At 55.9% G+C, this 15,462-nt stretch carries 10 protein-coding genes; 6 read left to right on the forward strand and 4 right to left on the reverse strand.

Translation table 11 applies throughout. From position 1 onward, the window contains the following. The first annotated feature begins 101 nt into the window (after nucleotides 1-101). Entirely contained in the window at nucleotides 102-1,352 is a 1,251-nt protein-coding gene (locus tag Pla52o_RS17065) for a Zn-dependent hydrolase (protein ID WP_146595836.1), read from the forward strand. A 232-nt stretch (nucleotides 1,353-1,584) separates the two neighbouring features. Next, the gene (locus Pla52o_RS17070; protein ID WP_146595837.1) at nucleotides 1,585-2,328 is read left to right on the forward strand and encodes a cysteine hydrolase family protein; all 744 of its coding nucleotides are present in this window, start codon (nucleotides 1,585-1,587) and stop codon (nucleotides 2,326-2,328) included. Here the strand turns inward: Pla52o_RS17070 and Pla52o_RS17075 are convergent. Continuing rightward, nucleotides 2,299-3,273, reverse strand: coding sequence for an AraC family transcriptional regulator (locus Pla52o_RS17075; protein WP_146595838.1), 975 nt, complete (start codon nucleotides 3,271-3,273; stop codon nucleotides 2,299-2,301). The genes Pla52o_RS17070 and Pla52o_RS17075 overlap by 30 nt on opposite strands. A 147-nt stretch (nucleotides 3,274-3,420) precedes the next feature. Between Pla52o_RS17075 and Pla52o_RS17080 the strand changes: the two genes are divergently transcribed. Then, nucleotides 3,421-4,371, forward strand: a complete 951-nt coding sequence (locus Pla52o_RS17080) for a dihydrodipicolinate synthase family protein (protein WP_146595839.1) — start codon at nucleotides 3,421-3,423, stop codon at nucleotides 4,369-4,371. A 344-nt stretch (nucleotides 4,372-4,715) separates the two neighbouring features. Then, nucleotides 4,716-6,140, forward strand: coding sequence for an oxidoreductase (locus Pla52o_RS17085; RefSeq protein ID WP_146595840.1), 1,425 nt, complete (start codon nucleotides 4,716-4,718; stop codon nucleotides 6,138-6,140). Nucleotides 6,141-6,491: 351 nt separating this feature from the next. Here Pla52o_RS17085 and Pla52o_RS17090 read toward each other — a convergent pair whose 3' ends face one another. Beyond that, on the reverse strand, nucleotides 6,492-7,535 hold the full coding sequence (locus Pla52o_RS17090) for a Gfo/Idh/MocA family protein (protein WP_146595841.1): 1,044 nt from the start codon (nucleotides 7,533-7,535) through the stop codon (nucleotides 6,492-6,494). 112 nt (nucleotides 7,536-7,647) lie between these two features. Between Pla52o_RS17090 and mfd the strand changes: the two genes are divergently transcribed. Beyond that, nucleotides 7,648-10,968 (forward strand): transcription-repair coupling factor, encoded by a 3,321-nt coding sequence (mfd, locus tag Pla52o_RS17095; RefSeq protein ID WP_146595842.1) that lies wholly within the window; start codon nucleotides 7,648-7,650, stop codon nucleotides 10,966-10,968. A 252-nt stretch (nucleotides 10,969-11,220) separates the two neighbouring features. On the opposite strand, the gene Pla52o_RS17100 is transcribed toward mfd, so the two are convergent. After that, nucleotides 11,221-12,138 (reverse strand): fatty acid desaturase family protein, encoded by a 918-nt coding sequence (locus tag Pla52o_RS17100; protein WP_146595843.1) that lies wholly within the window; start codon nucleotides 12,136-12,138, stop codon nucleotides 11,221-11,223. 529 nt (nucleotides 12,139-12,667) lie between these two features. After that, nucleotides 12,668-14,095 (reverse strand): adenylosuccinate lyase, encoded by a 1,428-nt coding sequence (gene purB, locus Pla52o_RS17105; RefSeq protein ID WP_146595844.1) that lies wholly within the window; start codon nucleotides 14,093-14,095, stop codon nucleotides 12,668-12,670. 218 nt (nucleotides 14,096-14,313) lie between these two features. On the opposite strand from purB, the gene Pla52o_RS17110 reads away from it, so the two are divergent. Continuing rightward, nucleotides 14,314-15,387 (forward strand): DMT family transporter, encoded by a 1,074-nt coding sequence (locus Pla52o_RS17110; RefSeq protein WP_146595845.1) that lies wholly within the window; start codon nucleotides 14,314-14,316, stop codon nucleotides 15,385-15,387. The last annotated feature ends 75 nt before the right edge of the window (nucleotides 15,388-15,462 follow it).

A 15,462-nucleotide genomic window follows, 5' to 3' on the forward strand; every position in this document is an offset into this window, starting at 1 on the left:
CGCTCTCCCGATGCGTCGCATTAACGAGCCCAAACGACCACGAGCCCCAAACGACTCAGCCAACATCTCCCCCTCCTCAGCGAACAAGGCCCTTTGTATCTATGCTCGACGGCTCAAACCTCAAAGTTAACCTAGAACGGATAAAAACGGACATTTTGACTTTGGCCGAAATTGGGCAAAGTAGCGAAGATCGCGGCATCTACCGGATGGCCTTTACCGATGCGGACATGCAGGCCAAGCAATGGCTTTCCCAGCGGATCACCGACGCGGGACTGCACTATAGCTCCGACGGAGCCCTCAATCTTTCCGCCGAATTACGTGGTTCGACTGACCAACCCCGCGTTTTAGTCGGCTCGCACATCGATACCGTTCCCTGTGCCGGTGCCCTCGATGGGACCCTCGGCGTCATCGTCGGGCTAGAGTGCCTGAGGCGGATGCACGAGGCGGGAATCGAACCCCAGCGCACCCTCGAATTGATTGCATTTAGCGATGAAGAGGGGCGATTTGGAGGGATGTTTGGTTCGCAATCGTTTGCGGGCATGATCAATCCCGAACGATTGGCCACGATGAAGGACCTCGACGGCGTGCTGCTTCAAGACGAATTGCGTCGGCACGGCCACGATCCCTTTGCCGCACTCGAAGCGGCACGGGCCCCCGATTCGATCGCCTGCTATCTCGAATTGCATATTGAACAAGGTCCGGTGCTCGATCGGTCTCACATCCCAATTGGGATCGTTGACGAGATCACGGGACTGTTCACCTGGTCGGTTTGGTTACGGGGCGAGGCCAATCATGCGGGCACGACACCGATGGAAATGCGAAACGACGCGTTCATGGGACTCGCCGACTTCGCCCATGAAGTCCCTCGCGTGTTGGAAGAAAACGGCAGCGATCGCAGTCGGGCAACGATCGGGAAAGTGCAAATCCTGCCCGGGGCTGCGAACACCGTCCCAGGATTGGTCGAATTTTCACTCGACGTGCGAGACACTTCCGAGGGGGTGCTGGAGGAGTTGTCTAGCGCCTTTCGCAAAGCCCTCTCGGCGATCGCTCGGCGACGTCATTTGATGTTCGAGTTCGAACAAAAAAGCTTCATCACGCCGGTGGCCTGCGACACGAACGTGGTGGAGGCGCTGATTAAACAAACCCAGCAACTGGGACTCGACTATCAAACCATGCCCAGCGGTGCGGCGCATGACGCCCAGATCATGGGAGGCATCGTGCCCATCGGAATGATCTTTGTCCCCAGCAAGAACGGACAAAGTCATTCGCCAGCCGAATGGACCGCGTGGTCCGATATCGAAGCGGGTGCCAACGTGATGTTGCAAACGCTGAGGTATTTATCGCAATGTTGAAGCAAACATCCCCATTGGATCCGTTGATGGAATAACCCGCACGTGTCAGTTTAGGAAGTCGCACTATTGCAGTTTTCTACCAGTCGATCCTAACCCGATGCGTCAGCGAGGGACTGCGCCAAGCGTGAGATTCCCTCGCTTTGGCAACGGTTGAAGTTGCTCTGTTTTAAGCTCGAGCTTTGCCCCATCACTTATCCGTCCCCCCCTACTTATCCCTAATCCCCAAGGTTTCATGAACGATTTCCATCCCTCCGACGACTCTCATCCCGAACACATCGACCCGCTAAAGGAGGTCTATCATGAATCGTTTATTGACAACCCGGCCCATCGTGATTTTCTAGTCGATCGCGACACGGCGTTGTTGTGCATTGACATGCAATATCTCGACGCCGCCCCAGGGCATGGAGTGTTCCGTGATGCAGCTCAAAGTGGCGTTTCGCCCGAAGCCCAAGAATACTACTTCAATCGTCTCGACTCGACGGTATTGCCGAACGTGCGAAAACTGCAAGATGCGTTTCGCAGCCATGAATTGGAAGTGATTCACACGCGGATTCAATCGCTCACTCAAGACGGGCGTGACCGCGGCAAAGGGCACAAACGACTCCATTTGCTCGCCCCCCCCGGTTCGCGTGAAGCGGACTTCCTTGAAGCCATCGCGCCGCTTCCCGAGCGAGACGAGATCGTGATCAACAAAACGGCGAGTGGTGTATTCTCTTCCACCAACCTGCATTACGTGCTCAAGAATCTCGGCATCGAATCGTTGTTCATTGTCGGGGTGTATACCAATGAGTGCGTCGAAACGACCGTTCGCGATGCGTGCGATTTGGGCTACCTCGTCACGGTCGTAGAAGATTGTTGCGCCACGGTGACGCCTGAGTTGCACGAAGCCTCGTTGGCCACTTTGCGTGATCGCTATGCACGGATACTGACACTCGACCAAGCCTGCTCAACGATCAACCGACTGGTGCCGTCCTAAGTCGGTTTTATTTTGGGAGCCCCTTTCCATTTGGGATACTCGTTCGCGATAGGCTAGGGGCGAGCAACCGACTTGGCGTTTGAATTGGCGATAAAACGTCGACAAGTCATTGAAACCGCATTCAAAGGCGATCGAAATGATCGGGATGTCCGAATCACGCAAGCGAAGCTTGGCATGTTCAATCGCTAACGAGCGAACGTAACCCAACCACGTCGCTCCGGTGATCTCCGCAAACAGCTTGGTAAAACGGCGGCGTGGGATCCCCAAGTGACGAGCGGCCGCTTCGATCGTGGTCGCTTCATAGAATTGAGTCTGCAACTCCTTAACATACCGCTGGATTTTCTGGCGAATGGGAGTTGGGGGGACCGGGGACAGTCGAGTGCTCGCGTCCCCATCCTGTACGGCGTCAAAGGGCTTTGCCGAATCATCCTCACGCGTGTTTTGTCGTTCGACAATCCACTGGATCAATTGCATCGCATCGGTCACCATCGCGATCGCTCGCGCAGCATCCTCGCGGTTTTGCCAGTGGATCATTCGCCGCAGCCGGCTGGCAATTCGGCTGGCCAAATGTCCGTCGCGGCGATAGCACTCCGAACGCAAATGCGCGTCAATACTGGGGTCAAACCTGAGCAACTCCGTCGCGATACAGCCCACATACAAGCTGGACGCCGAAGCGGGATCATCGACGATCCGATTCCGGTCACCGCCGCGGACCACGATCACGTCGCCCACTTCGAACGGATATTGCATCGTCGGTTGATCCTGCGGATCGACGTAGAGCGTCCCGCGACCGCTGAGCACGTACAAAAGTTTGACGAATTGATGCGACCGCCACGGCATCGTAAAGCGTGGCGAGTGATGGCTTTCTAACACCAAAACCCCCCACGGAGGCAGCGTCTCGTCGAGGGCGAGATCGGTTAACGCAGGTTGGCTTTCGTGGGCCATGGCCTTTATCCTCCAGGGTTGCCGACAAGGGTGCCCGATTTGCAAACCCAAGTATAACCCGATTTCCAAAGACGAATTACTGCATTCCTGTTAGCTTTCACTGTTCATTAAGGACAAAACGCCCATTTCGCAATCAGGTAATCGCTCGTGGCTGAATTGGATCCCCTCTCGCTCTTAACCCCGCGCCGCAAAATCACCGGTATGTCGGCAATCCTGCTGCCGTTTTTGGAAAACGGCCAGGTCGATTGGAGCGGGTTTGATGCCCACGTGACGCGGACGCTGGTGGCCGGCCTAGTTCCCGCGGTCAATATGGATACCGGCTATGGCCATTTGATCGATGCAGAGACCCGTGCCGAAGTGCTGCGGCGAACGCGATCGATCGCCTCAGGAAAGCAGTACGTCGCCGGCGTGTTCGTAAACGATACGCCCGGCAACCACTTCAACGCTGATGCTTATACCACCGGCATGAATCAGATCCAAACGCACGACGGCACTCCGATTCTGTTTCAAAGCTACGGTTTGGTGGAACAATCCGATCAACAGATCGTGAACTCCTATCTCGAGCTGAGCAAACATTGCGACTCGTTTTTGGCCTTTGAGCTTGGCCACATGTTTGCACCCTTCGGCAAGATTTATTCGCTCGAAGTGTACGAGCAACTGTTGGGAATCTCGAATTGTGCCGGAGCAAAGCATTCGTCACTCAGTCGCCTGCAAGAGTGGGAGCGATTGGTTCTCAAGAATCGCGTGCGTCCCGATTTCATGGTTTTGACCGGTAACGATCTCGCCATCGACATGGTGATGTATGGCAGCGATTACTTGCTGGGGCTAAGTACGTTTGCACCGGATGCGTTTGCAAAACGCGATGCGTTGTGGGCGGCTGGGGATCCAGCGTTTTATGAATTGAACGATTTGCTGCAATATCTCGGTGCGTTTGCATTTCGCCCCAACGTTCCTGCGTACAAGCATTCCGCAGCGATGTTCATGCACTTGCGTGGTTGGATCCAAACCAACCTCACGCACGCTCAATCTCCCGCTCGCCCCGACTCGGATCTCGAGGTATTGGAGAGCATTTTGCAAGACCTTGAGCGGTTGCTCTAAGCACCCAGGAAAGAGTTGTTCCGTAAAATGCACCGCAGGGTGCTAAGCAGGTAGGCAGGAGTCTTTCGGTAGATTAGCCGCTTTGGCGTTAGCCACGGTTCAAGTGGTTCAACCGGGGCTAACGCTCAAGCGGCTAATGGGATTTCACCCAATCATTCCTGCCTCCCTGCTTAGCTCAACGAATCCTAACCCGAAGCGTCAGCGAGGGACCGCTGGCACACGACCGTCCAAGTGTGGTCCCTCGCGGACGCGTCGGGTTGCGAAAAACCCAGGCTAACGCCGCCGCGCAGACAGGTTCATCGACGTCGTCTTGGGGTCGATCCATTTTCAAAGAAAGGTGACTTATGGCTTACCCTCGCATTGCAAGTTTAAAAACGCACGACCAATTCCTGTCTCGACTCACGGAGCTTGGACTGGAATTGCCAAGCGATGAAAACGTCCAACAGGGCGGTGCATCGGTGCTCGCGCAACCCATTCAGCTGACCCACGATCTGATTGGAAATCGTTTTTGCATTTTGCCGATGGAAGGTTGGGACGGCACGACCGACGGTCAACCGAGCGAGTTGACACGTCGCCGATGGAAGAATTTTGGCATCAGTGGTGCGAAATTGATTTGGGGCGGGGAAGCGGTCGCGGTGCGCCACGACGGACGGGCGAACCCCAACCAACTGCTCTTGACCGAAGCCAATCTGAAGTCAATCGAGTCGCTGCGTTTGGACCTCGTTTCCGCTCACGAGTCGCGTTTTGGCAACAGCGATGATCTGTTGGTGGGTCTGCAACTGACCCATTCGGGACGTTATGCCCGACCCAATGAAAAAGCTCGCGCTGAGCCGTTGATCCCGCAGCACAACCCTGCGCTCGACCCGCGTCTCGGGATCACCGATGATTCAACGTTACTTAGCGATGACGATCTGAAACGATTGATCGACGACTTCATCGGGGCCGCCGTGCGGTCGCAAAAAGCGGGCTATCGCTTCGTCGATATCAAGCATTGCCATGGGTATCTGGGGCACGAGTTGTTAAGTGGTTTCGATCGCGTGGGCGAATTTGGGGGCTCGTTTGAAAATCGCACACGGTTCCTGCGAGAGATTGTTGCGGGGATTCGCTCGGAAGCTGCCGGACTTGAACTAGGCGTGCGGATCAGTCTGTTTGACTTTGTTCCCTATCGCCCGGGCGAGGACCGCGTCGGGGTGCCGGATGAGAAAGCGGATCCCCGATTGGCCTTCGGCGGCGATGGGTCAGGCCACGGAATCGATCTGGCGGAACCGTCGCGTTTGATGCAGCTTTTCGAAGAACTGGGGATCCAATTGGTTTGTACCACGGCGGGAAGCCCGTACTACAATCCTCATATCCAACGCCCCGCCTACTTTCCACCGAGCGATGGGTATCAGCCTCCTGAAGATCCCTTGGTCGGCGTCGTTCGCCAGATTCAAGCGACGGCCAAGATCAAACAAATGCATCCGAATTTGACGCTCGTGGGTTCGGGGTACACCTATCTGCAAGACTGGTTACCGAACGTGGCACAAGCCGTGGTGCGAACCGGGATGGCCGATTCGATTGGCTTGGGACGGATGGTGTTGTCGTATCCCGATCTGCCCGCCGATGTCATTGACGGTAACGTGATGACGCGAAAGAAAGTGTGCCGCACCTTTAGTGACTGCACGACCGCGCCACGCAACGGCATCGTTAGCGGATGTTATCCCTTGGATCCTTTCTACAAAGCGATGCCCGAACGCAAACAATTGGCGGATCTAAAAAGCAAAGCGTGAATGCCGCGGTTCGTTCGGGACGTGCGGTCGATCCGTTGGAGGAAAATTCCATGTCCCGAGCGATATCGGTGTCCCGAGCGAGAAGCGACATCGAAACGGTTCGGCCGCAGCGTGAACCATTGAAAAAGCTAAATGGTAAACTGAAAACTTTGAATTGGAGGACGCGAGGATGCATCGCGAGTCTCTGATCCGTTTTGCCGCTTTACATTTTTCAATTTAACTTTTTCAATTCGCTCGTGGCTCCCACGACGAGCCCCGAGGGGGCCCGTTTGTTACGAAGGGTTCATTGGCGAGTGAAGGTGGCTGCGAATTTTGCCAGTTGCGATTTCCCAGCCCAGTTTCACCCGATTCTTAGCCCAGTTTCACTCGTTTGCCGCTGCGTGCGCTTTCGTAAATCGCTTCGATCACGGCCACGCTGCGGCGGCCTTCGCGACCATCGATCACACACGGCCGATTTTCTTTAATCGCCGCAACAAGCTCTTCGACAAGCAACATGTGGCCGTGGTGCCCGATCGAAGACGGATCGGCGGCGCCACCGCCGGTTGACGTTTTGTCAGCCATCGATTGGCGAATGTCTTCATCGCTTTCGTCTTCGTTGAGGAACTTCCATGTGTGGATGTCTTCCTCTTCGATGACGGCGGAGCCTTCGCTGCCGCTGATCTCAATTCGCTTGAGCGCTCCGGGGTAGGCGGTCGTGGTTGCTTCGATCACGCCGAGTGCTCCGTTGGCGAATCGCAAATTCGCCACGACAATGTCTTCGACTTCGATTCGCTCGTGAGTCATGGTGTCCATCATCGCGCTGATCTCGACGACATCGCCCATCAACCAAAGCAGCAAATCGACGTTATGAATCGCTTGGTTCATCAAGGCGCCGCCGCCATCGAGATCCCAAGTCCCACGCCAAGCACCGCTGTCATAGTACTCTTGGGTGCGATACCACTTCACGTAGGCATCGCCCATCGTGACTTTGCCGAAACGTCCCGCTTCGACCGCTTTTTTCATCAATTGGCTGGATTGGTGAAAACGACTTTGGAAGGTGACCCCGATTTGCACGCCGGCGTCGTCACACGCTTTGATGATTTGGTCACAGCGATCGGTGGTGATTTCCAGGGGCTTTTCGACCAACAGATGCTTGCCGGCTTTGGCGGCGAGCAAAGCGGGTTCCAGGTGTGCCCCGCTGGGGGTACAGATCGAAACGGCTTGAATCTCTGGATCGGCCAACATGGCTTCCAAGGACTCGTAGGCTTTGCAGTTGTTTTCGGCAGCAAAGGCGGCAGCCTTCTCAGCTCGACGGTCGGCACAACCGACCAATTTGGCTCCTGCCGCATCCGCGATCGCCTTGGAGTGAAAGCCGGCGATCATGCCGCAACCCATAATGCCAATTCCAATCGTCATCGTTATTGTTTCCCTATCTTGCGTAAATGTATCTTGAGGTGGTGTTTCCAGAATGCACAGCACACGATACGTTTTCTGTAGCTTTTTTACTACCTGCAATCCCGGTGTCTGTTTGGCTCACGCCACTGTCACAACCGCCAAGAGTTTGCACGATTTACCTCGTTTGTTGAACGAGGCTGCGGGGATTGCTGCGCAGGTCAAAAAATTGCGTCCCCGCAAACTCGCTTCGGGCAAGCCATCGCGGCGAACGACCAACGTCGAGTTGGCGTTTGACGGGGTTTGGGGCTCGATTCGAGGGCTTTTGGCTGCCACGCTCTCCCAGCACAGCCCCAATTTGCTATTCCTGCTGCCTCATGCGGCGGAAGCTGACATTGTCGCCGGCGATGCGATCGCATTCGGATTGACCGATTCGATCTCGTTGCCGCTCTCCTCCGGCGGACAATCCTCAGGCAATCACCACCACCGTGACGCCGAATTTGCGGAGCGGTTGCAGGTCCTACAGCGGCTGCAGGACCGATCCCCCGACGACGCGGCCCCCTTGTTGGTGACCGCATATATCGGCGGGGCGATGCAACGCGTCCCCTCACGCCAACGGCTCGACGCCGCAACGCGGGTGTTGAAGGTGGGCGAACAGGTGAATCCCGAAGCGATTCGGCGGTGGTTGGCCGAAGCCGGGTTCGCAGCGACCACGGCGGTCCAATTTCCGGGTGAGTTTGCCACCCGCGGTGGGATCTTGGATATCTTTTCGGCCGATCAACCCCATCCTCTCCGGGTGGAGTGGTTCGGTGACGAGATCGAATCCATCCGACGCTTCGATTTGGGCAGCCAGCGAAGTATCGAAGCGGTCAAGGAGGTCGAGATCACCGCGATCAGCGGCGAGGATGTCGAAGAGAAAACCGATACCGAAACCGACTCCTTCGCGCTGCTAGCCGATTACTTGCCCGAAGACACCTTGGTCGTGTTGGTAGATCCCCAGGACTGCAAGGCCTCGGCCGACGCGATCATCGATCGATCGGGAGACGACCCACGTTTTGTTGGCTTTGAAGAGCTCGTGGGCTCGCTACAAAAATTTCGCATCGCGATGGCCAGCTCGCTGAACGAGGCGGTCGATGGCAAGGTGATCGATTTGCAATCCGCCAGCGCCGATGGGTTTGCGGTGACGCTCGACGAGGCCTGCAAGCGAATCGATACGGTCGCCAGTAACCACGACATCGTGTTGGTGGGCGACACGGCGGCGGACAGCGAACGGTTGTCCGAATTGCTGCGTGACACCGAGGCGAACTCACGCGGCCGGTTGCACTTGACCGTCGCGGAGCTGAGCGGTGGATTCCGCTTGACCGGTCTCGAGGTTTTGGTGCTGACCGGCGCCGAGCTTTTTCATCGCAGCCCCGTGCGACGGGGGCGATCACGGGCACGTGGCAAACCGATTGCCGATTTGCTGCGGCTCGACGTCGGAGACCTTGTGGTCCATCTGTCTCACGGCATCGGTTTGTATCGCGGTTTGCAGCAGATCGAAAAGAACGGCCAGCATCTCGAGCATTTAACGATCGAGTTTGATGGCGGCAGCAAAATTTACGTACCGGCGTCACGGATCGGGCTGGTGCAACGTTACGTGGGCGGCACGAAGACGCAGCCACGACTGGCCAAAATCGGCAGCCAAGCGTGGCAACGCCAACGCAAAGCAGCGGAGTCGGCGGTCACCGACATGGCGAGCGAATTGCTGGAGATGCAGGCCGAACGAACGTCGCGACGCGGGATCTCGTTCGATGCCGATTCGGCGTGGCAACGACAATTCGACGCCAGTTTTCCGTATGTCGAAACCGATGACCAAGTCACCGCCATCGACGCCTCTAAAAACGACATGGTGACGCCCAAGCCGATGGACCGGTTGATTTGTGGAGACGTTGGCTTTGGCAAGACCGAGGTCGCGATGCGAGCCGCTTTTAAAGCGGTGATCAGCGGCTATCAAGTCGCCGTGCTCGTACCCACCACCGTGCTCGCCGAACAGCACTACCACAGTTTCTGTGCTCGAATGGCCGAATTCCCTGTGGAAATCGCTAAGTTGAGCCGGTTTTGCACGGCCGCCGAGCAACGTGAAACGGTCAAACAACTGCGCCGCGGCAAAGTCGACATCGTAGTGGGAACGCACCGTTTGGCCAGCAAGGATGTGGACTTCACCAACCTCGGACTCGTGATCGTCGACGAAGAGCAGCGGTTTGGTGTCGCGGTCAAGGAGCGTTTGAAGACGTTGTATAGCAATGTTGATGTGATGACGCTTTCGGCAACACCGATCCCCCGCACCTTGCACATGGCGCTCGTCGGGGTTCGTGACATCAGCAACCTGGAAACGCCTCCCGCCGAACGAATGGCGGTCGAGACGAAGGTCACACGCTGGGAAGATCACATGATTCGCACCGCGATCGTGCGTGAATTGAATCGTGGCGGACAACTCTTCTTTATCCACAATCGCATCGGGGACATGCACGCGGTAGCAGATAAAATCCGTCGCATTGTTCCCGAAGTGCGCATCGGCATCGGTCATGGACAAATGGGCGAAGGGGAACTCGAACGAGTGATGGTCGATTTTATCGAGCACAAGTTTGATCTGCTGTTGGCGACCACCATCGTCGAAAGCGGCATCGACATCCCCAATGCGAATACGATTTTCATTGACGATGCGGATCGTTACGGGTTGAGCGATCTGCATCAGTTACGAGGCCGTGTGGGACGGTACAAACATCAAGCGTACGCGTATTTGATGGTAGCCCCGCACAAGCATTTGACGCCCGAAGCGTCCAAACGCTTGCGCGCGATCGAAGAATTCAGTCACATGGGAGCGGGCTTCGCGATTTCGATGCGCGACCTTGAAATCCGCGGCGCAGGCAACTTATTGGGCAGCCAACAAAGTGGTCATATCGCCGCGATCGGTTACGAGATGTATTGCCAATTGCTCGAGGACGCGGTGCGTCAGGCTCAGAAGTTGCCGCCGAAATTGTCGGCCGACGTCGATATCGACCTGCCCGTGGAAGCCTATTTGCCGGACGACTATGTGCCCGATTTACGCCACAAAATCGATCTCTACCGCCGCATCGCGAGGATCGAGAATGCGGCGCAAATCAAGGAGGTTCGCGTGGAGTTGCGGGATCGATTTGGCCCGCTACCCAATCCTGCAAAACGGATGCTAGAACTTGCGGAGTTGCGGCTGGATGCGGCGGCGTGGCAGATCGCAGCAATCACGTATGATGCCCGCTTCATCGTGCTGCACTACTCCGACCGCAAACGGATTGACCAACTGGGGCGACAAAGTTCGATCGCCATTCGCATCGTCGATCATCGCCGCGCCTACATTCCCACCAAAGACTATGACATGGAAGTCGATGCCGCAGGGACAAGTTGGTTGCAACTCGCCCGGGCGGCGTTGCATCTCGGGTAGCAAGACGCGAGGTCGCGTGATCAGCGTTTAAACGAGCGAGGATCTTAGAGAAAAAGGCCCCGGAACCGGTAACTCACGCCGCGTTGGCACGAGTGCAGCTGGCGATCTCAGGTGGATGACGACCTCTCGTTTCTCGTGACCGAAACGGTCGCATGCCTTTATCCCCTTATTGATTACTAATCCTAATCTTCATGACTTGGCTCCGGTCCGGTGTGGCTTGCGCGGACGGGATTAAGATGAAGCGTTGCTTGGTCAAGGACTAGAGGAGCTTGTTTCGTCGCCTGGGAAAGGGCCGATCTGTTGGGTGCCAAACGCTGGGAACACGGGCGACAATACGTATTGGCGAAATACAAACCAAAGTAAATTGCCTTCATTCAATTTTGGATTAATCGTAGCTGCGATCGCCGCATGTGCTTTTGGCAATTGGCTCCAGTGCATTCCGGGGTGTTCGTGGTGGGCGGTATGATAACCGTTGTTGAAAAACAGAAAATTGAACCACCATCCGGTAAAGTTGCGTGAGTGGTCATGCTCGGACCACGCGTCGGTGTGAATGTGCTGGACAAAGTTAAAGAACATGATCACCGTGCTCGACAAAATCGCGGGCAAAATCACCGAGAAAAACCACAAATACAACCCCAATCCGGTTTGTTGATTGTGGTAAAGCAAGGCCGCCAATACGCCTAACCCAATGTAGCCGCCCATCCAAATCGTGTACTGAAGCCGAATGCGGGCGTACAGCTTCGGCTTGCCGTTTTTTACTTTGCTGATGTACTCGCGAATGGGGAAGCTTTGAAAGTAGCCTGACACAAAGGGATAAGTCAGCACGACCCAAAGGCGGTGTTGATTGGTGTATCGCCAAGTCGCGGTCGCATCGCCGGGACGGTTTACAAATTGATGATGATTCAAGTTGTGCGTCGGCACCCACATTAGCGTCGGATAGCCATAGAACAGCGTCAAAACATGACCGAACCAAGTGTTCCAACGCGGAGACTTGAACGTCGCTCGGTGGTTGTGATTGTGAGAAATCGTGCCGCAGGCGATCGCTAAATAGCAACTGATCGGACTCAAATAAACCACCCAGCGCGGGTCGGAATATTGAATCACGACCAAGGTGATGGCGATCATCACCCAAAGAATCGATCGAATATCGGCAGCATGATGAATTGGCATTAACGCGATCCCGCCGCTGAACGTGGGCTGCAAAGAATGATTCGACGCCGGAAGTCAAAATTTCGCTGTCAAAATGACGTCAGGCGTATTGCCAAACAGTGTCACGTGTTTTGAGCGATTTCAAATGAAAGCGTGAACCTAGGCACAGACTAAGGCAACCTTAGTGAAAGTCAATCGACGATTTCCAATTGCGTGCTACCTGAGGAGTAACACCGTACCAAGCGGAACAATCCGTTCGGCCACTTCGCTGCGACGTGCCCCCCCTATTGATCAACTCGGCGCAGTCAGTGAAGTCGCGTCAGTGAAGTCGCGCCAGTGAAGTCGCGCCAGTGAAGACGCGCCAGTGAAGTCGCGTCAGGGAAGACACGGCCAGTGAACTCGAACGCGATCCCTTGCGGTAAGCCTAGTGCTAACGGCAAGGGAAAGTCGTGAGGCACGCGGGTAAAGTGATCAATCCAACCGCTAGCGTGTCCCGTTCAGCAAAGCAACGAGCCTCGACTCACCGTCATCGCCGAGGCGTTTCTAACGCCTACAAGATGGAACCGGGACGGTATTCCGCGAGCTCGGGATGCTTGCTCGTGATCGCGTCGATTTTTGCAATCACACTTTGCACCTGATTGGTGGCATTGCCGATAAAGAGTTTCGGGTCGCCGATGGCAGCGCGAAGGGCGTCGGCATCCATCGGAATGCGATCATCGCCCGCCAATCGCTCGATCACATCGTTGTCGTCGCGGCCACTTTCGCGCATCGCAAGCGCTGCGGCAACGGCGTGTTCCTTGATCGCTTCGTGAGCAAGCTCGCGTCCGACGCCGGCTTTGATCGCAGCAACGAGGATTTTGGTGGTGGCCAGAAACGGCAAATAACGACGCAGTTCACGATCGATCACGGCAGGATAGGCACCATAATCAACGAGCACCGTCAGGAAGGTTTCCAATTGTCCATCGATCGCTAGGAAGGCATCTGGGATCGCCACGCGGCGGACCACACTGCAACTGACGTCGCCCTCGTTCCATTGATCACCAAGCAACCCACCCACCATCGTCAAATAGCCACGTAGGATCACGTTGAATCCATCGATACGCTCGGCCGACCGCGCGTTCATTTTATGAGGCATCGCGGACGAACCAACTTGCCCCGGTTTGAAGCCTTCGGTGGCCAATTCCGCCCCCGCCATCAAACGCAACGTGCGAGCAAAATTCGCAGGCCCCGAGGAAAGCTGAGTCAGGGCTGAAATAACGTCAAAGTCCAGCGATCGCGGATAGACTTGTCCCACCGAATCAAAACACGACTCAAAGCCAAGTTTGGTCGCGATGCGATTGTCAAGTTGGTCTAGCTTGCCAGCGTCCCCTTGGAACAGATCGAGCATGTCTTGCTGAGTGCCCACCGGCCCCTTGATGCCGCGAAGCGGGTAGCGAGTGAGCAAGTTTTCAATGCGGTCGTAGGCGACCAACAACTCTTCGGCGACGTTGGCAAAACGCTTTCCAACGGTCGTGACTTGAGCCGGAACGTTGTGGCTGCGACCGGCGATCGCAAGCTCGTTGTACTCCGCCGCTCGTCCCGCCACCAGCGAGAGCGCGGTGACGATGCGATCACGCACGAGATTTAGTGCGGAGCGAATTTGCAGTTGCTCGACGTTTTCGGTCAAGTCGCGCGACGTCATCCCTTTATGGACATGTTCGTGACCGGCCAATTCATTGAACTCTTCGATGCGTGCTTTCACATCGTGCTTGGTGACACGTTCACGCGCATCGATGGCAAACAAATCAACACGATCGATCACCGAGCGATAGGCTTCGATGACGCCGTCGGGCACGTTGACACCAAGGTCCTTTTGAGCCTCTAGCACGGCGATCCACAATTCACGCTCTAAGACCACCTTGTTGGCGGGCGACCAGATTTTCACCATGGCTTCACTCGCATAACGTGAAGCAAGAATATTCGGTAGATCGGTCGACACGTTGACACTCCAAACAAAGGGGGGAACTCATTCACAAACGAAGTGCCGGAATATACGCTTTGGATTGGTTTGCGTGAAGCATCGTAGTGTTTCGTCGCCGCAGCCATGGAGCGGTCTCCCCCTTCAAACCGACTCACCGCTGCGACGCGGCCCGTAAACCCCACTGCGATTTCGGATTCCCAGAACTCGCTCCCCCCATCCGAACCTCTAAAACGAACATGAACCAAGAATTCACCGCGTCCGATCGTCGCCGAGCCATCCTCGCGCTCGTCTTGGTCAATGCGATGTGGGGAGCTTCGTTTCCGATCATGAAGGCCTTGAATCTACAGATCGATGGTCACTTCGGAGTGACCCAGTGGACCGCCTCGGGCTGGCTTCGCGTCAGTTCGGCGGGGTGGTTGATCGGGATGCGGTTTGGGATGGCCTTTTTGCTCTTGGTCCTGCTGTTACGAGGCATGCTGGCCCGCGTGCAATGGCCGCATCTACTTGCGGGTGCCGCGATTGGATTCCTGTTTTGTTGCGGTTTGTTGCTGCAAGTCATGGGACTCGCCACGATCCCGGCTTCGCGCAGCGGTTTTCTGACAAGCTTGGTGGTGATCATTACGCCGATGATGAACACGCTGGTACGGAAGCGGTTGCCCCGGCGGTGTGTCATCTTGGGGGCCTTGGTGGCGGTGATTGGAGTCGCCACGTTGACCGGCTTGATTGCGATCGAGAACGGCCAGGTATCCTTGGCCAAGGATGCGTTCGCCCAATGGACCCACGGAGATACGCTGACGACCGTGGCCACTTTGTTTTTCAGCGCCCAGATCTTACTGATCGACGTGTTCGGCAAACGTTATGAATCAGTATTGTTCACTCCCAGCATGTTTGCCACGACGTCGATTTTCGCGTTCGCGGTTTTTGGCTGCTCGAGTTTCTACGTCCCCGAGGTCGCCAGCGGAGGGTGGATCGGACTGGCGAGCGAGCCACGTTTCTATTTCCTATTGGCCGTCTTATGCGTCTTTCCGTCGCTGGTTGCTTTTATGTGGATGAACAAATACCAGCCAAGATTGACTGCGGGGCAAGCTGCCGTGATCTACACGCTTGAACCGTTGTTCGCGTCGACCTGGGCGATGTTCTGTCCCGCAATCATCAGTGCCATGTGCGCAATCCACTACGCCAACGAGTCGTTTAGTATGCCGCTATTAGCCGGCGGATCGCTGGTCATGTTGGCAAACGTGTTAGCGTTGTGGCCGGAAAGGAAAACCACGACACGCGACATTGTGTTGCAAGCGAAGGGCGAGGAGTGACCGTCAATGCTCGCTACTGCGACGGTGCGTGACCATTCCTCGCTGACGTTGATTGTGCGTGCGTTAGACTCGTTT

This window comes from Novipirellula galeiformis, from assembly GCF_007860095.1.
Classification (GTDB): Bacteria; Planctomycetota; Planctomycetia; order Pirellulales; family Pirellulaceae; genus Novipirellula; species Novipirellula galeiformis.